Below are 22,401 nucleotides of genomic sequence, written 5' to 3' on the forward strand. Positions count from 1 at the left end.
CGCCGCGCAGGGCGAGCTGCACCAGCCGCTCGACGCACTGCTGCGGGTCGGCGTACTCGCGCATGGTCTCGGCGATCGTGTCGGCGCTGACCACACCCGAGAGGCCGTCGCTGCAGATCAGGTAGCGGTCGCCCGGGAGGACCTGGCGGACGCTGTATTCCGGGTCGATGTCGCGGCCGTCCAGCGCCCGCGTGAGCAGCGACCGCTGCGGGTGGCTGCTCGCCTCCTCGGCGCTGATCCGGCCCTCGTCGACGAGCATCTGGACGTACGTGTCGTCCTTGGTGATCTGCGCGAACTCGCCGTTGCGCAGGAGGTAGGCCCGCGAGTCGCCGATGTGGACCATACCCAGCTTGCTGCCGGAGAAGAGGGTGGCGGTGAGCGTGGTGCCCATCCCCTCCAGCTGGGGGTTGGCGTCCACGGTGTCGCGGAGCTGCTGGTTGGCGGTGCCCACGGCCGAACGCAGCGCGTCGACGAGGGCGTCACCCGGGACGTCCTCGTCGAGCGGCGCCATGGCACCGATGACGATGTTGCTGGCGACGTCACCGGCGGCCATGCCGCCCATGCCGTCGGCGACGGCGAGTAGCCGCGGCCCGGCGTAGACGGAGTCCTGGTTACCGTCTCGGATCAGACCGCGGTCGCTGTGGGCCGCATAGCGCAGGGTCAGAGTCATGGCCGTAATTCGAGAGAGGTGCGGCCGATCCGGATCGGCACGCCGAGGGGGACGGGGGTTGGTCCGGTGACCTTAGCGCGATCCAGGTAGGTGCCGTTAGTCGAGCCGAGATCCTCGACGAACCACTGCCCGTCGCGCGGCACCAGCCGGGCGTGCCGCGCCGAGGCGTAGTCGTCGGTGATGACGAGGGTGGAATCCTCGGCCCGACCGATGGTGATCTGTGCTTCCCCGAGGGTGATCCGGGTGCCCGCCAGTTGACCGGCGGTGACCACGAGCTGGTGGGCCGCCCTGCCCCGCTTCGCCTTCGCCGGCTTCGCCGCCTGCCCGAGCGAGGCCCCGACCGCCCGGGGCGCGGCCACCAGCCGGCCCGACCGGGCGCCCGCGAACAGGTCCCGGCGGATCACCCCGACCACCGTGAACACGAAGATCCACAGCAGGATGAGGAACCCGAACCTGGCGACGGTGATGACGAGTTCCGGCAAGGCGGATCAGCCGTCCACGCGGAAGGTCAGCGTCGTGGTGCCGAGCTGGATCATGTCGCCGGGGTTGAGCGCGACGGCGGAGACCCGCTGGCCGTTGACCATCGTGCCGTTGGTCGACCCGAGGTCGGTCAGCACGACCTGGCCGCCGTCGAAGTCCAGCCGGGCGTGTCGCCGGGAGATGCCGACGTCGGGCAGGCGCAGGTTGGCCTGGTCGCCACGGCCGATCACCGTCGAGCCCATCTGGAGCGGGTAGGTGCGCCCGTCGCCGGAGACCAGCCGCACGTTGCGGCTGCCGCCGTGGCCGGGCGGGGGGCCGTAGCCGCCACCCTGGTCGTACGCGGGGTAGGCGGGCGGGCCGGCGTCGTAGCCGGGCGCCGAGACCGGGGCGACCTCGCCGCCGGTGTAGACCTCGGCGGTGACCCGGAACATGCCGGTGTCCAGCCCTTCGCCGCGCTCGATCTCGACGATCACGTCGCCGTAGACCGTCCAGGCCTGCTCGCCGATGAACTCCGCCTGCGACTGGGCCAGTTCCTGGGCCAGCGCGGCAGCGTACGGCGCCAGCCGACTGTGGTCGTAGGGCGAGAGATCGATCACGTAGCGGTTGGGCACCAACGTGCGCCCACCGGCCAGGATCGCCTTGTGCGCCTCGGCCTCCCGCTGCATGGCGTTGAGGATCTCCACGGGGTGGACCACCCCTTTGAAGACCTTGGCGAAGGCTCCCTCGACCAGGCCTTCCAGACGCTTCTCGAAGCGTTGCAGCACGCTCACCGGCTCCTCCTCGGGTCCCGAGGACATGATGGTATCCGGCCGGCGCGCGCGCAGCTCACACGCCGCTCGGCCGTCTGTCGGCGGCCCGTTCGGAGGGGCCCGTGTTGTCGTGCTACTCTTTCGTCCGCCACGAACGGTACCGCCTCACGGACGGTAACCGATTGAGGCAACGATCACGGACCGCGTAGGATGTCCGGGGCCGCTGGAGACAGCAGGACCGGCACAGACTACAGTGTTCGAGGTCAAGCCACGGGGAAGTGGCGGAATGGCAGACGCGCACGGTTCAGGTCCGTGTGCCCGAAAGGGCGTGGGGGTTCAACTCCCCCCTTCCCCACCAACACGCGAGGGCTCCGCAGCGATGCGGGGCCCTCGCTGCGTATCGGGGCGTGCCGTACGTCACGCTATGCTCCGATGGTTTCTGCCTCCGAATGAGCAGGAGTGGCGTGTGAGTGTCGCATTCGTGACCGGGTCGGGCGGGCTGATCGGCTCCGAGGCGGTCCGGCACTTCGCCGGCCTCGGTCTCGACGTCGTCGGCATCGACAACGACATGCGGCAGGAGTTCTTCGGCGAGGAGGCCTCGACCGCCTGGAACGTCCGGCGGCTGACAGACGAGCTGGGGTCCGCGTACTCGCACCACAGCATCGACATCCGCGACCGGGCCGCCCTGGGCAAGCTCTTCAAGCGGTACGCCGGCGACGTGGCCGTGGTGATCCACACCGCCGCGCAGCCGTCGCACGACTGGGCGGTACGCGACCCCTTCACCGACTTCGACGTGAACGCCGCCGGCACGCTGAACGTCCTGCAGAACGTGCGCGAGCACTGCATCGAGGCGCCGGTGATCCACTGCTCCACCAACAAGGTCTACGGCGACCGGCCGAACAGCCTGCCCCTGGTGGAGCTGGAGACCCGGTGGGAGATCGAGCCGGGGCACCCGTACGAGCAGGGCATCCGCGAGGACATGTCCATCGACGCCTGCCTGCACTCGATCTTCGGAGCCTCGAAGGTCGCGGCCGACGTCATGGTGCAGGAGTACGGCCGCTACTTCGGCATGCGGACCGCCTGCTTCCGGGGCGGGACGCTGACCGGGCCGGCGCACTCGGCCACCGAGCTGCACGGTTTCCTCGGCTACGTGATGCGCGCCAACATGGAACGCCGGACGTACAAGATCTTCGGCTACCGGGGCAAGCAGGTGCGGGACGCGATCCACAGCTCCGACGTGGTCTCCGCGTTCGAGGCGTTCTTCCGCAACCCGCGCTCGGCGGCGGTCTACAACCTCGGCGGTGGCCGGCACTCCAACACCTCCAACCGGGAGGCGTTCGCGCTGGCCGAGCAGATCACCGGCCAGGAGATGATCACCGAGTACGTCGAGGCCAACCGGATCGGCGACCACAAGTGGTGGATCGGCTCGAACGAGGCGTTCCAGGCCGACTACCCGGAGTGGAAACAGGTCTACGACGTTCCCATGATCATGCGTGAGATCTACGAGGCCAACGTGGACAAGTGGGTGCCGGCAGCATGACCGCGAGGGGCAAGCGGAACGTCCTCGGCGTCCTGGTCGACGCCACCGACTACGCCGCGGCGACCGAGCAGGTGGTGGCGGCCGCGCAGGACCGCCGCCCGCTGGCGCTGACGGCGCTGGCCGTGCACGGGGTGATGACCGGCGTGCTCGACCCGGCGCACAACGCCCGGCTGAACTCCTTCGACGTGGTCACCCCCGACGGCCAGCCGGTGCGCTGGGCGCTCAACCTGCTGCACGGCGCCGGGCTCACCGACCGGGTCTACGGCCCGACGCTGACCCTGCACGTGCTGTCCCGGTTCGCCGACGAGGGCCTCCCGGTCTACCTCTACGGCTCGACCGAGCAGACCCTGGCGAAGCTGATCCCGGCGCTGGAGCGGATGTTCCCGGCGCTCAAGATCGCCGGCGTGGAGCCGTCCAAGTTCCGGGCGGTGCAGCCGGGCGAGGACGTCGAGATCGCCGACCGGATCAAGGCCAGTGGCGCCCGGCTCGTCCTGGTCGGGCTGGGTTGCCCGCGCCAGGAGGTCTTCGCGTACGCCATGCGGCCGCTGCTGGACATGCCGTTGATGGCGGTCGGGGCGGCCTTCGACTACCACGCCGGGCTGCTGCGCCAGCCGCCGCCGTGGATGCAGCGGGCCGGCCTGGAGTGGTTCTGGCGCCTCGGCCTGGAGCCGAAGCGGCTGTGGCGGCGGTACGTGATCCTCAACCCGGCCTACCTGGCCCGGCTGGCCGCGCAGAAGACCGGCCTGTGGAAGGCGGTCCCGCCGGCCCCCGCCACCGAACGGCCCCCGACCTTCGCCGTCTGACCGACCGACAGCACGCGGTGGGGCCCCTCCCGGTCGCCGGGAGGGGCCCCACCTGTGCCGGGGACCTAGAGGGTCAGGGTCCAGGTGTTGATGTAGCCGCTGTCGCCGGCGTAGACGTCCCGCACCCGCAGCTGCCAGGTGCCGTTCGCCGCCTCGCTCGACAGGTTCGCCGTGTAGGTGGTGTTGATGTTGGGGGCGCTGTCCCAGAAGCTGCTGTTCTTCAGCCGGTAGGACGAGCCGTCCGGAGCGACCAGGTCGACGACGAGGTCACCGCGGTAGGTGTGCACGATGTTCACCGCGACGGTCGAGGCCGACGAGGCGTTGCGGGCGCACCCGGAGATCGGGATGGAGCTGCTCACCGTGGCGCCCGTGTCCGGGATGGCCACGTCGGTGCCGTTGGTGCCGGAGCAGCCGCCGCCACCGGTGCCGGTCACGGTCAGCGAGTAGGTCGCGGTCTTGCTGCCGGAGGCCGCGGTGCCCGTCACGGTCACCGTGTAGGTGCCGGGCGGCGTGCTCGCCGAGGTGCTGATGGTGAGCGTCGAGGAACCACCCGAGGTGACGGTGGCCGGGCTGAACGAGGCGGTCGCCCCGGCCGGCAGCCCGCTGGCGGAGAGGCTCACCGACTGGGCGGAGCCGTTGGTCGTCGCGGTGGCGACCGTGGCGGTCACCGAGCCGCCCGGCGCGGTCGAGCCGGAGGTCGGCGAGACCGAGACGGAGAAGTCGTTGGTCGGCGGCGGGGTGTCGCCGTTGACGACGTAGAGCAGCCTGTTCGGCGAGCCGGTGCCCGGGTTGCCCACCACGTTGGGGGTGGCGTTGTTCACCAGGTAGTCGCGGACCTGCTGCGGCGACCAGGCCGGGTTGGCGCTGGCCACGAGGGCCGCCGCGCCCACCACGTGCGGCGTCGCCATCGAGGTGCCGCTGATCGTGTTGGTCGCGGTGTCGCTGGTGTGCCACGCCGAGGTGATCGACGAGCCGGGCGCGAAGATGTCCAGGCAGGTGCCGATGTTGGAGAACGACGACCGGGCGTCCGTGTTGGTCGTCGAGCCGACGGTGATGCCCTCGGCGGTCCGGGCGGGCGAGGTGTTGCAGGCGTTGCCGCCGGAGTCGTTGCCGGCGGCCAGGCCGTAGCTCACGCCCGAGTTGATGGAGTTCCGCACCGCGGTGTCGAGCGTGCTGTTCGCGCCGCCGCCGAGGCTCATGTTGGCCACGGCCGGCTTGACCGCGTTCTGGGTCACCCAGTCGACACCGGCGATGACGCCGGCGTTCGTGCCGCTGCCCTGGCAGTTCAGCACCCGGACGCCGACCAGCTGCACGCCCTTGGCCACCCCGTACGCCGAGCCGCCGACGGTGCCGGCGACGTGCGTGCCGTGCCCGTTGCAGTCGTCGGCCGAGCCGCCGTCGACGGCGTCGTAGCCGGACGTGGCCCGACCGCCGAAGTCGCTGTGGCTGAACCGGATGCCGGTGTCGATGATGTAGGCGTGCACGTTGCTCGCCGTGTTCGGGTACGTGTAGGAGTTGTCCAGCGGCAGTGCCCGCTGGTCGATCCGGTCCAGGCCCCAGGACGGCGGGTTGGTCTGGGTGCCGGCGATCGACACGGTGTGGTTCTGCTCGACGTACGCCACGGCGGGGTCCGCGGCGATCCGGGCGGCGGCCCTGGCGTCGACCCGGGCCTCGAAGCCGCGCAGGGCGGCGCCGTAGGTGCGGGCCACCGCGCCGCCGTGTCGGCCGACCAGCCGCTGCGCGGTGTCACCGACGCCGGCGCGGGCGACCGCGCTGTCCTTGAAGACGACGATGTAGCTGTCGGCCACGGCGGTGGCACCGCCTGCGGCGCGGATCGTGCCGACGGGTTCGGCGGCCATGGCGGGCGTGGCGGTGGCCACCATGGCCATGGCGGCCACCCCGACGAGCATGGACCTACGTGGAAGACCCATCTTCTACCTCCCTCCGACCGGCACCCGACCGTCCGACGTTCGTGGCGAGAGAATCGATGAATGCCGATCGAGCTGAGGGTAGAGCGGCGTGACCGGGAATACAAACATGTCGACTTCCCTATATCACCGGGAAGATGACCCCCTACGGGGTGCCGTTGCGGGTCGAACCGGGGCCGGCCCCGGAGTCACGCCCGCCCGGAACAGGCAATGCTCTCCGTCATGGAGAGTCACCTCACCGTCCTCGCCCCGCTGGCCGCCGTCTGGCTGGCCGCCGGCTGGCTCGCGGACGGGATGCCCCGGCTGGACCGCGCCCGCGCCCTGCGCCGGCGTGCCGGTTGGGTGCTCACCCTGACGCTGACCGGCCTGGGCGGGACGGTCGCCGTGCTGGTCGCCGGGCTGTCCAGCGCCGGCGCGACCCCGGCCGACCGGGCCGCCGCCGGCCTCGCCCTCGCCGCCACTCCCGCGCTCGCGGTCGCGGTCTGCACCGTGCGCCGGGTGCGCCGGCTGCGGGCGGGCGCGGGGGCGTTCGCCGCGGCACCCGGAACCCCCGCCCCGCACGGCCTGCGGGCCGCCGCCGCGCACCCGCTGGTGGGGCTGCCGCTGCAACTCACCGGCCTGGCGATCCTGCCCGCGGTGGTGGCGGCGGGCGCCCCCGACGTGTTCGGGCCCGGGGTGACCGGGCCGGCGATCACCGTGGGGGCGCTGGGCGTCGCCGCGATCGGCGTACGCCACGCGCTGCGGCACAGCCGCCTCGCCGAGCGGGCCGCGCAGCCGCGGCCGGCGTCACCGCGAGCGGCCGGTCCCCTGCACGTATAGCAGCTCCAGGATCGCCCGGGTCGCCTCGAACCAGCGGTCGAGCCAGCCGGGCGGTGGGACGCTGCCCTTCGGCGGCAGTTCCATGAGCAGCCCGCGCAGCAGCGGGTGGTCGGCCAGCGACCCGGCGGGCTCCATCGACCAGCCGCCCGGCGGGAACGACGGCTCGGTCAGCGGGTTCGGATCCAGCGACGGCAACGAGAGCGGCGGACCCGCCTGATCCGGCGCGCTCGCCGCGGCCTCCCGGCCGCCGACCTCCGTGTCGGTCGACACCACCTCGGTCAGGACCGTGTCCCGGCGGGCCCCGCGGTACTTGCCCCCGAAACGCTCCGGCTTGCCCGGCCCGTTGGTGAGGTTGTCTGACCCGATCGTCGTCATCCGTCTCGCCTGCCTCGTTCGGTCGCGTGCGGCGGGTTGTCGACCAGCGCCGTATCGAGGGGTACAACGACACGGGCCCGATGTGGCGACGGGATGCCGGGGCTTCTTCGCGCCCGGCGCGGACGCGGGCACGGCAGTGTCCCCGTCCGGCGTGCGCGCCGGACGGGGACACCCGTGACGTTCCGGTCCGTCAGTCCCGGCCGAACGCACCGCCCCTGGCGCCGGCGACGAAGGCGTGCCAGTCGCCCGGGGCGAAGACCAGGGCCGGACCCGTCTTGTTCTTCGAGTCCCGCACGCCGACCGCCCCCGTCACGTACGCCACCTCCACGCAGTTGTCGCAGTTCGGCCCGCTCTTCGAGCTCTTGAACCACGCTGCCTGCGTCAGGTCCACGGGGAACCCCTTGGTCGCCATTTCCACAACGGCTCCTCTGCCAGTTTCGCGATGTGTGCGATGGACTCCTCCGGACGAATGGCCGCCGCTCGGATGTGATCGAAGATGAAGCTGTACTTCTGCAGTTCGTCGCTCTTCTCCAGGAAGAGCCCACCCGTGGCATTCTCCGCGTACACGACATCCGGATCACCGGGCTCGGGGAAACTGAGGATCGTGAAGGTCCCGTCCATGCCGGCGTGCGCCCCCACCTCGAAGGGCAGGATCTGCAACGTCACGTTCGGCAGTTCGGCCACCTCGACCAGCCTTCTGAGCTGGCCACGCATCACTTCGTCCCCGCCCACCGGCCGGCTCACCACCGCCTCATCGAGCACCACCCACAGATCGACCGGATCATCCTGGGTCAACAACGACTGGCGCCCGAGCCGGACACGGACACGTTGTGCGACCTGGTCCGGCGTGAAGTCCGGCCGGGCGGCGCGGATCATCGCGCTCGCGTACTCCTCGGTCTCCAGCAGGCCGGGCACCACCTGCTGCTCGTACGCCCGGATCGAGCTGGCCGCCGCCTCCAGGCCGACGTACGCCCCGACCAGCACCGTGCTGTACGGGTGCCACCAGCCCTTCTGCCGCGCCTCCCGGGCGATCTGCACCAGCTCGTCGCTCTCGGCGCCCACCACCCCGTAGATCCGGAGCATGTCCCGCACGTCGCGCGGGGTCGCCGTGGTGTGGCCGGTCTCGATCCGCGAGATCTTCGATGCGGAGCACTCCAACTGCTCGGCGACGGCCTCGATGGTGATCCCGGCCGCCTCCCGCTGCCGGCGAAGTTCCGCGCCCAGGCGGCGGCGCCGGATGGTCGGGCTGCGCCGCTCGCTCACGACAGCACCACCCCGCCCGCTGGTCGGGACCACCGGCTGTCGGCCCTCACCGGTCCACCTCCGCCTCGCGCCGCCGTTCTCGTCCGCCCGCCGGGGCGCGACCGTGGGGCGGCGGGCGATCGTTCGCGGCGTGGGGGTGGTGCCGGTCATCGGCCGGCCGCGACGGGCGAAACCGGTCCCCAGTGTGCCGCCCATACATGAACGGCTTCAAGCGCCGCTTCGCGCGAGCCGCTCGCGTATCGGCAAAAGTCGACATGCAACTTGCATGTGGCACGTCGCTGATGCACTCTGTCCGTATGGCACGGGTTACTCACCGTCTCCGTCCGCTCCCCCGCCGTGGTGATCCCACGGGCTCCGGGACGCGCGGCGGTGGGGCTGCCCGACCTTCGACAACCAGACCTGCCCCGGGTTGATGACCCCGCCGCTGCACGCCAGTTGGCTGTGGCGGCGGGAGCGGTACCCGGAGCAGCCGGGTGATGGTCGGGTGGCGGCTCGCCACCAGCGGGTACGGCCCGACCACCACCACCCGCACCACCGGTCCACGAGGCACGACCCCGTCGCCGGCACCGAGACGTCCCCCGACCGCTCCCGCCGGCCCGTCAGCCGGCCGATCCTTCCCAGGAGCCCATGTGCTTCCCCGCTCTGGTGACGTACTGCACGTGACTCGCGCGGCGAGTGTCCAGTTCCTCAGACCCATCACGTTCCGGGTGATCCGGGTGCTCGACTGGCCCACCTACGACGGCTGGATCTGGCTCGACGGCTACGAGTTGAACGCTTCGGGGGACGCGGTCAACCGGCGGTCGATCTTCGTCCAGCGGGAGGGGCTGCGCCAACTGCGGTCGGCGCCCGAGCCCCGTCCGCACACCGTGCGGGCGCCGCGCCGGCCCGTCGCCCGCACGCCCGTCAGGGTGGGCTGAGCTCCGCGATCGGCAGCCGGGGGGCGTGCCGCGCCATAGAATGAGGTACGCCCACCCCGGCAGGTTCCACCCCGCGCGTCCAGGACCCCGAACCTGGGATGGCCATGGTCAATCAGTCCGCCGCGCGGCGGCACCACCGCTCCCGTATCGCCTACGCCTTCGGAATCCTGGCGCTGATCGGCGCCGCCACCACACTTGTGGTCGTGGTCCGCGACCCCGCCCTGTCGTCCACCACCCGGCTGACCACCCCGGTCCCCGCGCCGGAGATCACCGTGGTCGACGACGACCCGTCGGACGGCGGCGACGGGCAGGACGCCCTCGACGGCCCCTACCCTTCGGACGGGCCGGACGCGCTCGGCGCCGCCGACGAGCCCGGCACCGCGGTCGAGACCGACGTGCCGGCCGGCACGTCGGGCGGCGCGGCGGAAGCCGCCCGCCACTCGCCGGACGACGTCCACCGCTCCCTCTTCTGGTCGGGCATCTTCGGCCTGGCCATCTCGCTGGCGGGCCTCGGCCTGGTCGGGACCAGACGCCGGATGTGGTGACCCGCCGCGATTCCCGGTCGGGCCGGTCAGCGACGGGTCACCGGGTGGTGGTCGGCGCGCCGGTCGGCGTGGGCTCGCCGCCGGTCGGCGACGGCGCGCCTCGGGACACCACCAGGGTGACCTCCTCGCCGTCGGGAACCAGTTCCCCCGCCTCCGGCTCGCTGCCGATCACCGTGCCCTCCGGACGGTCGGACGCCCGGTACTCCACCCGGTGGTCCAGCCCCAGATCGTCCAGGATCGCCCGCGCCGTCTCCAGCGGCAGGTTCACCACGGGCGGCATCGGCACCTGCGCCGCCGCCGAGGTGGTCGGCGGGGCGGAGGACGCCGGGGTGGTCGGGGCGGCCGAGGTCGGCGCGGCGGTGGTCGGCGACGCGCGGGTGACCGACGGGGAGGGTGACGGGTCCGGGCCGGTCGGGTCGTCGTCCGCCGACTGGAGCGCCCACCAGAGCCCGACGCCGAGCAGGCCGAGCAGCAGCAGCACGACCACGCCCCACAGGATCGGCAGCCACCAGCGTCGGCCGGCGGACTCCTCGGCGTACCACTCGGTGCCGGCCTCGCGCGGGTCCGCCGGCCGGGGCGGCGGCACCTCCGCGCGACCGGACCAGGCCGGCGGGCCGGACCGCTCGGGCGGCATGGCGGCCGTACGGTCCATCGGGGCGGTGCGGTCGCCGGGCATCGGCCGGGTGGCGTCGCCCCCGGCTGGCGCCCCGCCCTCGGGACCGGGCAGCCGCTGGGTCCGGTCGGCCGGCTCCGGCCCGGGGGACGGGGGCAGCGGGCGGGTCCGGTCGTCGTGCTCGCCGGCGGGCGGTTCCTGGCGGTCGTCGCTCATGCCGGCACTCCGCTCCGCTGCGCGCCGACATGAGACACCACCGCACCATGCCGATGACTCGCTCGCTGACGCTCGCTCATGGCACGTCCTTTCCCGAACCGGGCGGGTGTCGTGGCCCCTGACCGTCAACCTAGCGGTCCGAGCGGCCATCGGCCGGGATCAGCGAGCCGGACGCTCCGTCACGGTGTCGGGGTCTCCGAGCCCGAGCCGGCCGGCGCTTCGCCGCACCAGATCGACACCTGGTCGTTCCACCTGCCCGTGACGTCGCCGGCCGGGTCCTGGCGGGTGACCGTGCCGGTCCGGCCCGAGCGGTACCGCGGGTAGAAGCCCTCGTCGACGAGGTCGTCCGCCGCCTCGTCGCAGTCGTCGCCCACCACGTCCGGCACGGTCGCGGCCGGGGCCGGCCCGCTCACGTAGAGCGTCACCGTGCGCCCCGGCCGCACCTCCGTGCCGACCGCCGGGGAGGTGCGCTCCACCGTCTTCCCCGCGCCGCCCAGGAAGACCAGCCGCCAGCCCAGCCGCCGCTCACGCAGCTCGTCGCGGGCCTCGGCGAAGTCCTTCCCGACCACCTCGGGGACCGTCAGGCCGGCGGGGCGGGCCGGCGTGCTCGTGCGGGTCGGCGACGACGTCGACCGCGCGGGTGTCGACCGCGACGCGTCCGGGGCGCCGGTGGGCAGCGTGGTCGCCGCCGTGGCCGGCGGGGTCGGTGCGTCGTCCTCGCCGGCCAGGGCCCAGCCGCCGGTCGCGCCGACGGCGGCGAGCAGCACGACGGCCAGCCCGCCGCCGAGCAGCTTAGTCAACCGGTCCGAGCCCGCGTCGTCCCCCGCGCCGGCGCCCCCGCCCGTGTACCCGTCCGTCATGCCGTCCACCGCCTCGATCACCGGCGACCGTACCCACCGCCGCCAAGCCCGGCGCCGTCGCGGTCACCCGACGGGACCCGTCACGACTCGCCGCGCCGAGCACGGGACGTTACGCTCCCCGGCATGGCCAGACGGGGCTGGGGAGGATCGATCGCCACCGCAGTCGGCGTCGCTGCCGGCGCGGGCGCGGCCCAACTGGGCTTCGGCTACGGGCTGGGCATCATCAACTGGGCGCCGGCGGACGCCAGCGCCGGCGCGACCGCCTGGGTGGCCGGCCTGATCTGGGCCACCTGGATCGCGGCCACCTCGACCGCGTGCGGCGCGGTCTGCGCGCAGCGGCTGCGCGACCGTGCCCCGGTACCCGACGACGCGACCGTCGCCCCGCCCGACGGCGTCCTCCGGCACGTCGCCCTCGCCGTGGCCGCCGGGGTGGGCGCGCTGGTCACGGTGCTGCTGGTGGCCGTACCGGCGCGGGCGGCGGTGGGGGCCGACACCGGCTCGCCCCGCAACGTCGCGGCCGGGTACGCGGCGGTCGGCGTCCTGGTCGGGGTGCTGACGGCCGTGTGGACGCTGCGCTCGCGGGCCGCCGCGAACAACGTGATCGCCACCGTGGGCTGGCTCTGGCTGCTCGCCGTGGTCGCCGTGGTCGACGGGGTGCTGGCCGGGCGCGGGCTGACCAGCGCCCAGCTCGGCATCTGGCAGCTCAGCTCCGACGACGGGCGGTTCTGGATCCGGGACTACTTCTACTGGCCCGGGGCGCTGCTGTCGCTCTGCTCCGCGCTGGTGATCGGCGCCCTGGCCGCGCGCGGCAGCGCCCGGCACGCCGACCGCCGGGTCGGGGCGGCCGCCTCCGGTGCGGCCGGTCCGCTGCTGGTCGCGACCGCGTATTTCCTGGCGGTGCCGAGGCTGACCGCGATCAGCCCCGAGCAGGTGTCGGCGCACCTCATCGCGCCGTACGCGGTGATCGTCGGGGTCGGCGGCTCGGTCCTGGTCGCCGCGCTTGCCCAGCGGGCCGCCCGGCGGGCCGCGCTCCACGGGCCGGTGACGGTGCCCCGGCAGCGCACCGCCGAACCGTCCGGCGTCCCGGGTGACCCGGCGCCGGCGGGGCAGCCCGTCCCGGCCGGGACGGACACCGACACCATCCTCGCAGGGCCCGTCGCCACCGGGGCGGACCTCGCGACGCCCGTCGCTTCCGGGGTGGACCCAGACGCTGCCGGCGGGCCCGTGCCGGCTCCCGCCGCCGCCCACCCCGGCACCCGGACGGTCGGTGCCGCCCGGCCGGCGAGGCCCCGGAAGCCGGCGGCGGACGCCGGCGGCACCCCCACCGGGCCGGGAACCGCCGGGGCAGGACCAGCCGGGGCTACGGCCGGCGTCCCGGCGCGAGCCGGCGACCCCGGCGTGCCCACGCCCGGGGACGATCCGACGTCGGTGTCCCGGGAGGAGCCGACGGCCGGCGAGCAGGCGGCGGATGCCGATTCGGAGGGCGCGACGTCCGCCGGTCGCCGGAACCGGGCCGGCCGCCGCACCCGCTGAGGGTCCGCCGGCCCGGGCGGCGTGCCGCCCGGGCGGACCGGCGGGAGTCGGTCAGTCGACCGGCCAGGTGTGCACGGGCTCGTTGCCGCTCTGCAGCTCCGCGTAGCGCTGCACCATGTGGTGCAGGGCGGCGTCCCGGTCCATGCCCCGGTGCCGCTCGGCCGCCCAGACGGTCTCGGTCTGCCAGACCGCGCCGTTGCGGCCGGTCCGGCAGCGCTGCTCGATGATGCCGAGCAGCCGGTCCCGCTCGGCCGGGGCCACCCCGAACCGGTCGAGCCCGGCGGCGGCCCTGGGCAGCAGGACGTCCAGGACGAGCTTGGTGACGGGCACCTCGCCGAGGCGGGGCCAGTGCAGCACCGCGTCCATGCCGCGGCGGGCGGCGGCGTGGAAGTTCTCCTCCGCCGAGCTGAAGGTGAGCTGGCTCCAGATGGGCCGGTCCGCCTCGGCCAGCCCTCGGGCCAGACCGAAGTAGAAGGCGGCGTTGGCGAGCATGTCGACCACGGTCGGGCCGGCCGGCAGCACGCGGTTCTCCACGCGCAGGTGCGGGCGGCCGTTCATGATGTCGTAGACCGGCCGGTTCCACCGGTAGACGGTGCCGTTGTGCAGGCGCAGCTCGCCCAGCTCCGGTACGCCGCCGGCGTGCAGCACCTCGACCGGGTCCTCGTCCTCGCAGATCGGCAGCAGCGGCGGGAAGTAGCGGACGTTCTCCTCGAAGAGGTCGAAGATCGAGGTGATCCAGCGTTCCCCGAACCAGACCCGGGGGCGTACGCCCTGCGCCTTGAGCTCGTCCGGCCGGGTGTCGGTGGCCTGCTCGAACAGGGCGATCCGGGTCTCCGCCCAGAGCTGCCGGCCGTACAGGAACGGTGAGTTCGCCCCGACGGCCACCTGGACCCCGGCGATGGCCTGCGAGGCGTTCCAGTAGTCGGCGAAGCTGTCCGGGGCGACCTGGAGGTGGAACTGGAGGCTGGTGCAGGCGGCCTCGGGGGCGATCGAGTCGGTGTGGGTCTGCAACCGCTCGACACCGCGGATGTCGAGTTCGAGGTCCTCCCCGCGGGCGCCGACGATCTGGTCGTTGAGCACCCGGTAGCGCTCGTTGGTGGAGAGGTTGTCCACCACCAGGTGCCGCTCGGTGAGGGTGGGCAGGATGCCGACCAGGACGATCTTGGCGTCCGACCTGGCCGCCCGCTCGTCGGCCCGGGCGAGGCTGCTGCGCAGGTCACGCTCGTAGTCGGCGAAGCCCGCTCCCTCGATCAGCCGGGGCGGGGCGTTGAGTTCCAGGTTGAACTGCCCCAGCTCGGTCTGGAAGCTCGGGTCGGCGATGTCGGCGAGGATCTGGTCGTTGCGCATCGCCGGTTCGGCGGCGGAGTCGACCAGGTTCAGCTCGATCTCCAGCCCGGTCATCGGCCGGTCGGCGTCGAAGCCGAAGTCGTCGAGCATCAGGGCGAAGACGTCCAGGCACCGCCGGACCTTCTGCCGGTAGCGGACCCGGTCCTCCCGGGAGAAGGCGCCCTGCTCGACGTCCCTGCCCATGTTTCCTCCCGGCGCGAGGCGCAGTCGGGGCCGTGCGGCCCGCAAGCGCGTGGTGAACCATCCACGTTAAGAGCGCCGGCCTCGCCCGGACCAGAGGCGGACCCGGCGATCCAACGGCCGGGACTACCGCAGCCGGTCGGCCAGCGCTCCCGGCGGCATCACTACCCAGCCCGTACCGCCCGCCACGCGGACCGGGCCGCGAATAAGTCGTGACAAATCGCACCTAGCGGCGTCCTTGCCGCGGACACGCACCGGGCCCGCGCCGTGGTGCGGCGCGGGCCCGGAGGCGGTACGACGGGTCAGGCCTGGCGGACGGCCTCGCCCTCGATCTCAATCTTGATCTTCTTGCCGACCAGCACGCCGCCGGTCTCCAGCGCCACGTTCCAGGTCAGACCGAACTCCTCGCGGTCGATCTCGGTCGAGGCGGAGAAGCCGAAGATGTCCTGGCCGAACGGGCTGCGGCCGACGCCCTCGAACTCGACCTCCAGGTCGACCGGGCGGGTCACGCCCTTGACGGTCAGCTCACCGGAGAGGACGAACTCGTTGCCGTTGCGGGACTTGACGCCGGTGCTGCGGTACTCCAGCGTCGGGAAGTTCTCGACGTCCAGGAACTCGGGGCTGCGCAGGTGCGCGTCCCGGTCGGCCTGGTTGGTGTTGATGGTGGCGGCCTGGATGGTCGCGGTCACCGAGGACTGCAGCGGGTCGTCGGCGACGGTGATGGTGGCGGCGGCGTCGGCGAACTCGCCGCGTACCTTGCTGACCATCATGTGCCGGGCGACGAAGCCCACGCGCTTGTGCGCCGCGTCCAGCAGGTAGGTGCCGGCGCTCGGGATGGTGAGGCCGTCCCAGTCGCGGGTAACCGGTTCGGTGCTGCTGGTCATGGAAACTGCCCTCCGTGGCTTGGTTTAGTAGCCCAACGACTGCCTCAGCAACTATAGAGGATGCAATATTCCCTGTGTCAAGGACTGGTAGGATGAACAGGTGAACCAGAACGTGTTCGACGACCCCCGGATCACCGCCGTCGGCCTCCTCTTCGAGGCGCACGCCGGGCTGTCGGCCCGGTTCTCCGCCCAGTTGGAGGAGCACGGCCTCTCATCGGTCGAGTTCGAGGTGCTGACCCGACTCGCCCGCTCGCCCGGCAACCAACTGCGGATGACCGACCTGGCCGCACAGACCTCCCTCTCCACGAGCGGGGTCACCCGGGTGGTCGACCGGATGGAGCGCGACGGCCTGCTCACCCGTCGCGCCTGCCCCTCGGACCGGCGCAGCTCGTACGCCGTGGTCACGGCCTCCGGCCTGCAACGGCTCGACGAGACCATGCCCGGCCACCTGCGGATCATCGAGGAGTGGTTCACCGGCCAGCTCGAACCGGAGGCGCTGGACGCCCTGCTCGACGGCCTGCGCCGGGTGCGGGACGCCGTCCACCCGGGCGCCACCGCCGGGAGCAGTGAATCCGCCCCGACCGTAGACGAAGCGGCCACCCCGGCCTGACCGGTCGATCAGGGCGCCCCGGGGATACCGGCAGAAAGAGCGGCAGAACTGCCGCGCCCACGGGGAGATAGTCGATCAAACCGGACGCATCCGCGAGCGGGCGGTGGCTAATCTTCGGGCAGTGGGGACGCACCGGGGGGTGACGGCGCGGGCGACGAGCGAGGGGTAGCAAGAGGGGCTTCGTCGCCCGCGCCACCCCCGGCCCGCTCACCGGGGCAGGCACACTCCCGGCCACGGCGCGACCAGCCGTGGCCGGTCTACGTAGGCCCCGGATCACCGGCGCTCCGGCTCGCGGTCAGCGCGTAGAGCAGTTCCTCCTCGTGCGGCAGCAGCCGGATGCCACTGCGCCCGCAGACCCGGTCGAGACGGTCCAGGGTGACGGGGTCGGCCGTGCTGGCGGCCAGTCCCACCAGCGCCTCCACCACGTCGCGCCGGTCCTGCCCCTCGGCGCTGGCCTCCGCGGCGGCGGCGAACCACTCCGCCGCCAGGTCGCGATCGCCCCGGTGCAGGGCCAGGTTGCCCTCGATCAGCGCGCAGATGCCGTCCTCGGGGCGCGGCCCGCGCGCCGGCAGCCACCGGGCACCCCCGGGCCGCCCGCCCTCCCCGGGGCTCGGCGGCGCCGGGCGCAGCTCGGCCAGCACCTCGGCCGCCTCGGCGGACCGTCCGCTCCGGGCCAGCGCCAGGCCCACCGTGCCGAGCACCCGGCGGCGGTGACCGGGATCGCCGAGGTCCGCCAGCGCCGCCAGCACCCGCCGGCCCTGGTCGACGGCGTCGGCGTACCGGCCCTCCAGGCGGGACACCTCGGCCAGGTTGGCCCGCGCGAGGACCCGCAGCCGCTGCTCCCCGCACTGCGCCGCGAGCCGGTCGGCGGCGGCCAGTCGTCGACGGGCGGCCACGAGGTCGCCGACGCGGATGTCGTGCCAGGCGAGGTTGTTCTGCGCCACCGCCATGTCCCGGATCCGGCCGCCCCGGCCGGCCAGCGCGAGCACCGCCTCGGCCTGCTCCCGCGCCTCGCCGTGCTCGCCGAGGGCGACCAGCAGGGCGCAGAGCACGGCACGCGCCTCCAACTCCCCCGTCACGTCGCCGGCATCCCGGAACGCGGCCAGCGCCGCCCGCGCCGCCGGCATCTCCTCGGCCCCGGCGCCGTGCTCGGCGGCGAGCCGGGCCACCCCCAGGGACGCCCAGGCCCGCAGCAGCGGGTCGGCGTCGGCGGTACGCGGGTCGGCCAGCAGCCGGCGCAACCACTGCCGACCGGGGACGTCCCGCCCCCGGAACCGCCACCACCGGGACAGCGCCGCCGCCAACCGCAGCGCGGTCAACGGGTCGTCGACGGCGGCGTGCGCCAGGGCCGAGCTGATGTCGCCGCTCACCTCGTCCAGGCGGCGCACCGCGGCCGGCAGGTTGGCGCCGACCAGCTCCGTCGCGGTCCGCGCCACCAGGCGGGCGACGACCCGGGCGTGCCGACGCCGGATCGCGGTCAGCTCGCCGGCGCCGGTCGCCTGCTCGACGGCGAAGTCCCGTACGGCGTCGAGCAGGCGGAACCGGAACGGCCCGCTGCCGCGAACGCTCAGCAGCCCGAGCTCCAGGAACCGATCCAGCAGCGGAACCGGGTCGACCACGACCGTGCCGTCCCGGTCGGCGTCGTCGGCGAGCATCTCCTCGGCCAGCTCGACCGACCAGCGGTTGCCGAACGCGGCGAGCCGGCGCAGCGCGGCCCGCTCGGTGGGGGCGAGGAGGCGGTAGCTGGTGGCCACCGCGTCCCGCAGCGTCTCGGCCACCGCCGCCCGGGAGCCCTCGGGGCGGCCCGGTTCCGCCGTGTCCCAGCCCGGACGCTCGGCCGCCCCCGACGAGGTGGTCAGGTCGAGGACGCGGTCGCCGTACCGGTCGAGCAGCTCGTTGAGGTCGAGGATCCGGCCCCGAGCCGCCATCAGTTCGATCGCCAGCGGCAGCCCGCCCAGGCGGCGTACCAGCGTGGTCAGGGCGGGCAGCTCGGCCGGGCCGGGCGGCTCCCGGCGGACCTGGGCGAGCCGCGCGGTGAAGAGCGCCACCGCGGGGTAGTCGGCCGGCGCCGACGGGTCGGCCCGCTCGCTGCCCGCCGGGGGTACGTCGAGCGGGGTGACCGGCCACACCCGCTCCCCGGGTAGGCCGACCGGGTGCCGGCCGGTGACCAGCACCCGCAGCGACGGGACCGCGCCGGCGAGGCGGTGCACCGTCTCGGCGACCGCGTCGGGCGCCCGCTCGGCCGCGTCCACGAGCAGCAGCGCCGGGCGGCCGTCGAGGCGGGCGGCCAGCTCGGGCAGCCGCGCGACGCCGAAGACGGCCACCGAGGCCGCGAGCACGTCGGCGGCGTCGGAGCCCTCGCCGATGAGCACGCCGACCGCCCCGCCGGGATGGTGGTCGGCGACCGCGTGGGCCACGGAGAGCGCCAGCGCGGTCTTGCCGACGCCGGCCAGCCCGACCAGGCTCACCAGCCGGGGGCCTCGCTCGTCGGTGAGCAGCGCGACCAGCTCGGCCAGGTCGGGATCCCGGCCGATCAGCGCGACCGGGGGCGGGAGCGCAACCGGCGTACCCAGGTGGTGGTCGGCGTCGAAGCGGGCCGGCGGCGCGCCGGCCGGGGCGACCGGCGGGGCGGCCGCGACCGGCCCACGGGCGGCGGCCAGGAACGCCGACCGGGCGGGCCCGGTCAGCTCCAGTGCGCCGGCGAGCAGCTCGATGGTGGTGCGCTGGGGCCGGGACGACCGACCCCGCTCCAGGTCGCGGACGGTCCGGACGCCGACGCCGGCCCGGGAGGCCAGCTCGGCCTGGGTGAGGCCGGCGGCGAGCCGGTGCCCGCGCAACAGCTCCGGCAAGCCGGTACGACCGCCCGGATGCCGCGAACGATCATGATCCGGAGTCATGGGCAGGAAGAGTACGGACGGGGTGCGACCGACGGCAGTCGAGCGTCGCCCTGCCGACGGTGGGGTGCGGATATCCGACAGCGGACCCGCCCGCGGGCCGGGTGACGGCGGTGCGTGGCCGGATCCGGCGGCGGGGCCGACCGCCCGACGTCGCCGGAACCGGCGTCGTCACATGCCCAGGTCGCGCGCGATGATCATGCGCTGCACCTCGGACGTGCCCTCGCCGATCTCCAGGATCTTGGAGTCACGCCAGAAGCGGGCCACCGGGTACTCGTTCATGAAGCCGTAACCGCCATGGATCTGGGTCGCCTCGCGGGCGTTGTCCACGGCGATGGTGCTCGCGTGCAGCTTGGCGATGGCGGCCTGCCGCTTGAACGGCTCGCCGGCGAGCATCCGCGCGGCGGCGTCGTAGTACGCCAGCCGGGCGGTGTGCGCCTTCATCTCCATGTCGGCGATCTTGAACTGGATCGCCTGGTAGTTGCCGATCGGCTGGCCGAACGCCTGCCGCTCCTTCGCGTACCTGATCGACTCGTCGACGCAGCCCTGGGCGAGGCCGACGGCCAGTGCGGCGATGGCGATCCGGCCCTCGTCGAGGATGCGCAGGAACTGGGCGAAGCCCCGGCCACGCTCGCCGAGCAGGTTGGCCGCCGGCACCCGACAGTCGTCGAACGTCAGCTCGTGGGTGTCCGACGCGGTCCAGCCGACCTTGGAGTAGCCCGGCGCGACGCTGAAGCCCGGCGTGCCCGAGGGGACGATGATGGTCGACAGCTCCTTGGCGCCGTCCGGGCGGGTGCCGGTGACCGCGGTGACGGTGACCAGCGCGGTGATGTCGGTGCCCGAGTTGGTGATGAACGCCTTGGCTCCGTTGATCACCCACTCGCCGGTGGCCTCGTCGAGCACCGCGCGGGTCTGCGTGCCGCCGGCGTCCGAGCCGAAGCCCGGCTCGGTCAGCCCGAAGGCGGCCAGCGCCTCGCCGCTGAGCAGCTTCGGCAGCCACTGCGCCTTCTGCTCCGCGGTGCCGAAGCGGTAGATCGGCATGGCGCCCAGCGAGACCGCCGCCTCCAGGGTGATCGCCACGCTGGAGTCGACCCGGGCCAGCTCCTCCAGCGCGAGGCAGAGCGCGAAGTAGTCGCCGCCCATGCCGCCGTGCTCCTCGCCGAAGGGCAGCCCGAACAGGCCCATCTTGCCCATCTGCCGGATCACCTCGTACGGGAAGGTGTGCTTCTCGTAGTGCTCCGCGATGACCGGGGCGACCACCTCGCGCGCGAATTCCCGCACGCTCTCCCGCAGCGCCTCTTGCTCCTCGGTGAGCCGGAAGTCCATGGAATCCTCCTGTGTGGATGGCCGCCGGGCGCTCGTGACGCCGGGAACGGACGGGTCGCTGGTGCGGTTCGGGCCCGCGCCGGCCGGGTGGGCCGGCGCGGGATCAGACCGGGGTGACGCCGTGCCGGCGCCGGGAGAAGTGCCGCTCCTTGGTGCGGGCGGCGGCGAACCGGCGGACCAGCTCGGCGCGCAGCTCGTGCGGCTCGACGATCGCGTCCACCACCAGCTCGCTGGCGAGCCGGACGATGTCGATGTCGCGCTCGTACTCCTCGCGCTTCGCGGTGACGAAGGCGGCCCGCTCGGCCTCGTCCTCGATCGCCGCGATCTTGTTGGCGTAGACCGCGTTGACCGCCGCCTCGGCCCCCATCACCGCGATCTTGGCGGTGGGCAGCGCGATCGTGGCGTCGGGCTCGAAGCCGGGGCCGGCCATCGCGTAGAGGCCGGCGCCGTACGCCTTGCGGACCACCACGCAGATCTTCGGCACGGTGGCCTCGGAGATCGCGGTGATCATCTTGGCGCCGTGGCGGATGATGCCCTGCCTCTCCACCGCGCTGCCGACCATGAACCCGGGCACGTCGGAGAGGAAGAGCAGCGGCACGTTGAACGCGTCGCAGAGCTGCACGAACCGGGTCGCCTTGTCCGCCGAGTCGACGAAGAGCACCCCGCCCTTGAACATCGAGTTGTTGCCGACCACGCCGACGACCTCGCCGTTGAGCCGGCCGAAGCCGATGGTCAGCTCCTTGGCCCAGAGCGCCTGGATCTCGAAGAAGGAGCCGTCGTCGAGCAGGCCCTTGACGTACCGTCGCATGTCGAACGCCTGGCGCTCGCTCGCCGGCACCAGCGCGGCGAGATCGGCCTTCTCCGGCGCGGGCACGGCCTCGGCGGCCGGCGGCGCCTGCGTCCAGTTCGCCGGCAGGTAGGACAGGTAGCGCCTCACCACGTCGAGCGCGTCGGCCTCGGTCTTGCAGAGGAAGTGCCCGACGCCCGACTCGGCGCAGTGCACCTTGGCCCCGCCCATCGCCTCCAGGGTGGTCTTCTCCCCGGTGACCATCTCGACCATCCGGTCGGAGCCGAGGTACATGCTGGCGTTGCCGTCCACCATCGCGACCACGTCGCAGAACGCGGGGATGTACGCCCCGCCGGCCGCGCTCGGCCCGAACAGCGCGCAGACCTGCGGGATGGAGCCGGAGGCGCGGACCTGGTTCCAGAAGATCTTGCCGGCGCCGCGGCGGCCCGGGAACAGCTCGACCTGGTCGGTGATCCGGGCGCCGGCCGAGTCGACCAGGTACACCATCGGCACGCCGGTGGAGTAGGCCCGCTCGATGATCCGGATGATCTTCTCGACCGTCCGGGCGCCCCAACTGCCGGCCTTGACGGTGGAGTCGTTCGCCATCAGGCAGACCTGGCGGCCGTCGATGGTGGCGGTACCGGTGACCACGCCGTCGGCGGGCAGGCCCTCGGCCATCGCGTTGGCGTAGAGGCCGTCCTCGACGAAGGAGCCCTCGTCCACGAGGAGCGCGACCCGCTCCCGGGCGAAGAGCTTGCCCTTGGCGGCGTTCGCCGCGTGGTACTTGTCCGCACCGCCGGCCCGGGCCCGCTTGCGCAGCTGCTCCAGAGCCTCACCGTCGAGCGTCACGCCGACTCCCTCGCCGCCTGGGGCCAGCCGCCTCGTGGGCGGGGCCAACCGACCTGAACGATCGTTAGGCTAGCGCATCGGCGCCCCCGCGACGACCCACGGCCCCCCACCCCGCCCACCCTCATCGCGATCTTGCACTTTCGGCCCGCCGTACGCGGCATCGGCCGGGTTTGTCCGGGCACAAACTGCAAGATCGCGGGCGCGGGATGGGGG

20 protein-coding genes, 1 tRNA gene and 2 pseudogenes are annotated in these 22,401 nt (G+C 73.5%); 8 read left to right on the forward strand and 15 right to left on the reverse strand.

The window, feature by feature from the left end; all coding sequences use genetic code 11:
- The 3 genes from ACSNOB_RS26190 to ACSNOB_RS26200 form a co-directional block, all read right to left on the reverse strand.
- A partial coding sequence (locus ACSNOB_RS26190) for a PP2C family protein-serine/threonine phosphatase (protein ID WP_436689301.1) occupies window positions 1-670 on the reverse strand: 670 nt, incomplete at its 3' end.
- On the reverse strand, window positions 667-1,152 hold the full coding sequence (locus ACSNOB_RS26195; RefSeq protein WP_111134465.1) for an FHA domain-containing protein FhaB/FipA: 486 nt from the start codon (window positions 1,150-1,152) through the stop codon (window positions 667-669). The genes ACSNOB_RS26190 and ACSNOB_RS26195, both read right to left, overlap by 4 nt.
- Before the next feature lie 6 nt (window positions 1,153-1,158).
- On the reverse strand, window positions 1,159-1,947 hold the full coding sequence (locus ACSNOB_RS26200) for an FhaA domain-containing protein (RefSeq protein WP_091100240.1): 789 nt from the start codon (window positions 1,945-1,947) through the stop codon (window positions 1,159-1,161).
- 224 nt (window positions 1,948-2,171) lie between these two features.
- Between ACSNOB_RS26200 and ACSNOB_RS26205 the strand changes: the two genes are divergently transcribed.
- The 3 genes from ACSNOB_RS26205 (at window position 2,172) to ACSNOB_RS26215 (ending at window position 4,242) form a co-directional block, all read left to right on the forward strand.
- Window positions 2,172-2,257: transfer RNA gene (locus ACSNOB_RS26205), tRNA-Leu, on the forward strand.
- 66 nt (window positions 2,258-2,323) lie between these two features.
- Entirely contained in the window at window positions 2,324-3,439 is a 1,116-nt protein-coding gene (locus ACSNOB_RS26210) for an NAD-dependent epimerase/dehydratase family protein (protein WP_436689304.1), read from the forward strand.
- The gene (locus ACSNOB_RS26215; protein WP_436689306.1) at window positions 3,436-4,242 is read left to right on the forward strand and encodes a WecB/TagA/CpsF family glycosyltransferase; all 807 of its coding nucleotides are present in this window, start codon (window positions 3,436-3,438) and stop codon (window positions 4,240-4,242) included. The genes ACSNOB_RS26210 and ACSNOB_RS26215 overlap by 4 nt, the downstream gene beginning before the upstream one ends.
- 65 nt (window positions 4,243-4,307) lie before the next feature.
- Here ACSNOB_RS26215 and ACSNOB_RS26220 read toward each other — a convergent pair whose 3' ends face one another.
- Entirely contained in the window at window positions 4,308-6,173 is a 1,866-nt protein-coding gene (locus ACSNOB_RS26220) for a S8 family peptidase (protein ID WP_436689308.1), read from the reverse strand.
- Between the two features lie 219 nt (window positions 6,174-6,392).
- Here ACSNOB_RS26220 and ACSNOB_RS26225 point away from each other — a divergent pair, with 219 nt between their 5' ends.
- On the forward strand, window positions 6,393-6,989 hold the full coding sequence (locus tag ACSNOB_RS26225; RefSeq protein WP_436689310.1) for a hypothetical protein: 597 nt from the start codon (window positions 6,393-6,395) through the stop codon (window positions 6,987-6,989).
- Here ACSNOB_RS26225 and ACSNOB_RS26230 read toward each other — a convergent pair.
- From ACSNOB_RS26230 to ACSNOB_RS26240, 3 genes are all read right to left on the reverse strand, one after another.
- Window positions 6,957-7,364 (reverse strand): hypothetical protein, encoded by a 408-nt coding sequence (locus ACSNOB_RS26230; protein ID WP_436689312.1) that lies wholly within the window; start codon window positions 7,362-7,364, stop codon window positions 6,957-6,959. The two genes, ACSNOB_RS26225 and ACSNOB_RS26230, sit on opposite strands and share 33 nt — an antisense overlap.
- Window positions 7,365-7,554: 190 nt before the next feature.
- Entirely contained in the window at window positions 7,555-7,776 is a 222-nt protein-coding gene (locus tag ACSNOB_RS26235; protein ID WP_393108186.1) for a DUF397 domain-containing protein, read from the reverse strand.
- A complete protein-coding gene (locus ACSNOB_RS26240) occupies window positions 7,746-8,627 on the reverse strand; it encodes a helix-turn-helix domain-containing protein (protein WP_393108188.1) in 882 nt (293 codons plus the stop codon). Before ACSNOB_RS26240 ends, ACSNOB_RS26235 begins: the two co-directional genes overlap by 31 nt.
- A gap of 629 nt (window positions 8,628-9,256) precedes the next feature.
- Here ACSNOB_RS26240 and ACSNOB_RS26245 point away from each other — a divergent pair.
- Together ACSNOB_RS26245 and ACSNOB_RS26250 are read left to right on the forward strand one after the other, a co-directional pair.
- The gene (locus ACSNOB_RS26245) at window positions 9,257-9,544 is read left to right on the forward strand and encodes a hypothetical protein (protein WP_393108190.1); all 288 of its coding nucleotides are present in this window, start codon (window positions 9,257-9,259) and stop codon (window positions 9,542-9,544) included.
- A gap of 98 nt (window positions 9,545-9,642) precedes the next feature.
- Window positions 9,643-10,089, forward strand: coding sequence for a hypothetical protein (locus ACSNOB_RS26250; RefSeq protein WP_436689315.1), 447 nt, complete (start codon window positions 9,643-9,645; stop codon window positions 10,087-10,089).
- A 37-nt stretch (window positions 10,090-10,126) separates the two neighbouring features.
- On the opposite strand, the gene ACSNOB_RS26255 is transcribed toward ACSNOB_RS26250, so the two are convergent.
- The gene (locus tag ACSNOB_RS26255; protein WP_436689317.1) at window positions 10,127-10,918 is read right to left on the reverse strand and encodes a PASTA domain-containing protein; all 792 of its coding nucleotides are present in this window, start codon (window positions 10,916-10,918) and stop codon (window positions 10,127-10,129) included.
- A 179-nt stretch (window positions 10,919-11,097) separates the two neighbouring features.
- Window positions 11,098-11,799: a PASTA domain-containing protein gene (locus ACSNOB_RS26260; RefSeq protein ID WP_436689319.1), complete on the reverse strand. Its 702-nt coding sequence runs from the start codon at window positions 11,797-11,799 to the stop codon at window positions 11,098-11,100.
- 102 nt (window positions 11,800-11,901) lie between these two features.
- On the opposite strand from ACSNOB_RS26260, the gene ACSNOB_RS26265 reads away from it, so the two are divergent.
- Window positions 11,902-13,311 carry a hypothetical protein gene (locus ACSNOB_RS26265; RefSeq protein WP_436689321.1) on the forward strand — a complete coding sequence of 470 codons (1,410 nt, stop codon included), beginning with the start codon at window positions 11,902-11,904 and terminating at the stop codon, window positions 13,309-13,311.
- A gap of 51 nt (window positions 13,312-13,362) precedes the next feature.
- Here the strand turns inward: ACSNOB_RS26265 and ACSNOB_RS26270 are convergent, their stop codons facing one another.
- Both ACSNOB_RS26270 and ACSNOB_RS26275 read right to left on the reverse strand, forming a co-directional pair.
- Window positions 13,363-14,841 (reverse strand): glutamate--cysteine ligase, encoded by a 1,479-nt coding sequence (locus tag ACSNOB_RS26270; RefSeq protein ID WP_436689323.1) that lies wholly within the window; start codon window positions 14,839-14,841, stop codon window positions 13,363-13,365.
- Window positions 14,842-15,140: 299 nt separating this feature from the next.
- Window positions 15,141-15,722, reverse strand: a complete 582-nt coding sequence (locus tag ACSNOB_RS26275; protein WP_436689325.1) for a YceI family protein — start codon at window positions 15,720-15,722, stop codon at window positions 15,141-15,143.
- Between the two features lie 100 nt (window positions 15,723-15,822).
- On the opposite strand from ACSNOB_RS26275, the gene ACSNOB_RS26280 reads away from it, so the two are divergent.
- Complete coding sequence (locus ACSNOB_RS26280) at window positions 15,823-16,332, forward strand: MarR family winged helix-turn-helix transcriptional regulator (protein ID WP_436689327.1); 510 nt, start codon at window positions 15,823-15,825, stop codon at window positions 16,330-16,332.
- A 257-nt stretch (window positions 16,333-16,589) separates the two neighbouring features.
- On the opposite strand, the pseudogene ACSNOB_RS26285 reads toward ACSNOB_RS26280, so the two are convergent.
- The 4 genes and pseudogenes from ACSNOB_RS26285 to ACSNOB_RS26300 form a co-directional block, all read right to left on the reverse strand.
- A pseudogene (locus tag ACSNOB_RS26285) lies at window positions 16,590-18,896 on the reverse strand (ATP-binding protein); the annotation flags it as partial.
- Between the two features lie 80 nt (window positions 18,897-18,976).
- Window positions 18,977-19,229 (reverse strand): annotated as a pseudogene (locus ACSNOB_RS26290) (helix-turn-helix domain-containing protein); the annotation flags it as partial.
- Between the two features lie 168 nt (window positions 19,230-19,397).
- On the reverse strand, window positions 19,398-20,552 hold the full coding sequence (locus tag ACSNOB_RS26295; protein ID WP_436689329.1) for an acyl-CoA dehydrogenase family protein: 1,155 nt from the start codon (window positions 20,550-20,552) through the stop codon (window positions 19,398-19,400).
- A 103-nt stretch (window positions 20,553-20,655) separates the two neighbouring features.
- The gene (locus ACSNOB_RS26300; protein WP_436689331.1) at window positions 20,656-22,188 is read right to left on the reverse strand and encodes an acyl-CoA carboxylase subunit beta; all 1,533 of its coding nucleotides are present in this window, start codon (window positions 22,186-22,188) and stop codon (window positions 20,656-20,658) included.
- Window positions 22,189-22,401: the final 213 nt, after the last annotated feature.

Source organism: Micromonospora sp. URMC 106, assembly GCF_051386395.1.
Taxonomy (GTDB): Bacteria; Actinomycetota; Actinomycetes; order Mycobacteriales; family Micromonosporaceae; genus Micromonospora.

Excerpts from the sequence above, each read along its gene's own strand:
- ACSNOB_RS26275 (WP_436689325.1), bottom strand. The coding sequence starts at position 15,722 with ATGACCAGCAGCACCGAACCGGTTACCCGCGACTGGGACGGCCTCACC.
- ACSNOB_RS26225 (WP_436689310.1), top strand. The coding sequence starts at position 6,393 with ATGGAGAGTCACCTCACCGTCCTCGCCCCGCTGGCCGCCGTCTGGCTG.
- ACSNOB_RS26200 (WP_091100240.1), bottom strand. The coding sequence starts at position 1,947 with ATGTCCTCGGGACCCGAGGAGGAGCCGGTGAGCGTGCTGCAACGCTTC.
- ACSNOB_RS26250 (WP_436689315.1), top strand. The coding sequence starts at position 9,643 with ATGGCCATGGTCAATCAGTCCGCCGCGCGGCGGCACCACCGCTCCCGT.
- ACSNOB_RS26255 (WP_436689317.1), bottom strand. The coding sequence starts at position 10,918 with ATGAGCGACGACCGCCAGGAACCGCCCGCCGGCGAGCACGACGACCGG.
- ACSNOB_RS26210 (WP_436689304.1), top strand. The coding sequence starts at position 2,324 with ATGCTCCGATGGTTTCTGCCTCCGAATGAGCAGGAGTGGCGTGTGAGT.
- ACSNOB_RS26215 (WP_436689306.1), top strand. The coding sequence starts at position 3,436 with ATGACCGCGAGGGGCAAGCGGAACGTCCTCGGCGTCCTGGTCGACGCC.
- ACSNOB_RS26295 (WP_436689329.1), bottom strand. The coding sequence starts at position 20,552 with ATGGACTTCCGGCTCACCGAGGAGCAAGAGGCGCTGCGGGAGAGCGTG.
- ACSNOB_RS26220 (WP_436689308.1), bottom strand. The coding sequence starts at position 6,173 with ATGGGTCTTCCACGTAGGTCCATGCTCGTCGGGGTGGCCGCCATGGCC.
- ACSNOB_RS26265 (WP_436689321.1), top strand. The coding sequence starts at position 11,902 with ATGGCCAGACGGGGCTGGGGAGGATCGATCGCCACCGCAGTCGGCGTC.
- ACSNOB_RS26235 (WP_393108186.1), bottom strand. The coding sequence starts at position 7,776 with ATGGCGACCAAGGGGTTCCCCGTGGACCTGACGCAGGCAGCGTGGTTC.
- ACSNOB_RS26270 (WP_436689323.1), bottom strand. The coding sequence starts at position 14,841 with ATGGGCAGGGACGTCGAGCAGGGCGCCTTCTCCCGGGAGGACCGGGTC.
- ACSNOB_RS26230 (WP_436689312.1), bottom strand. The coding sequence starts at position 7,364 with ATGACGACGATCGGGTCAGACAACCTCACCAACGGGCCGGGCAAGCCG.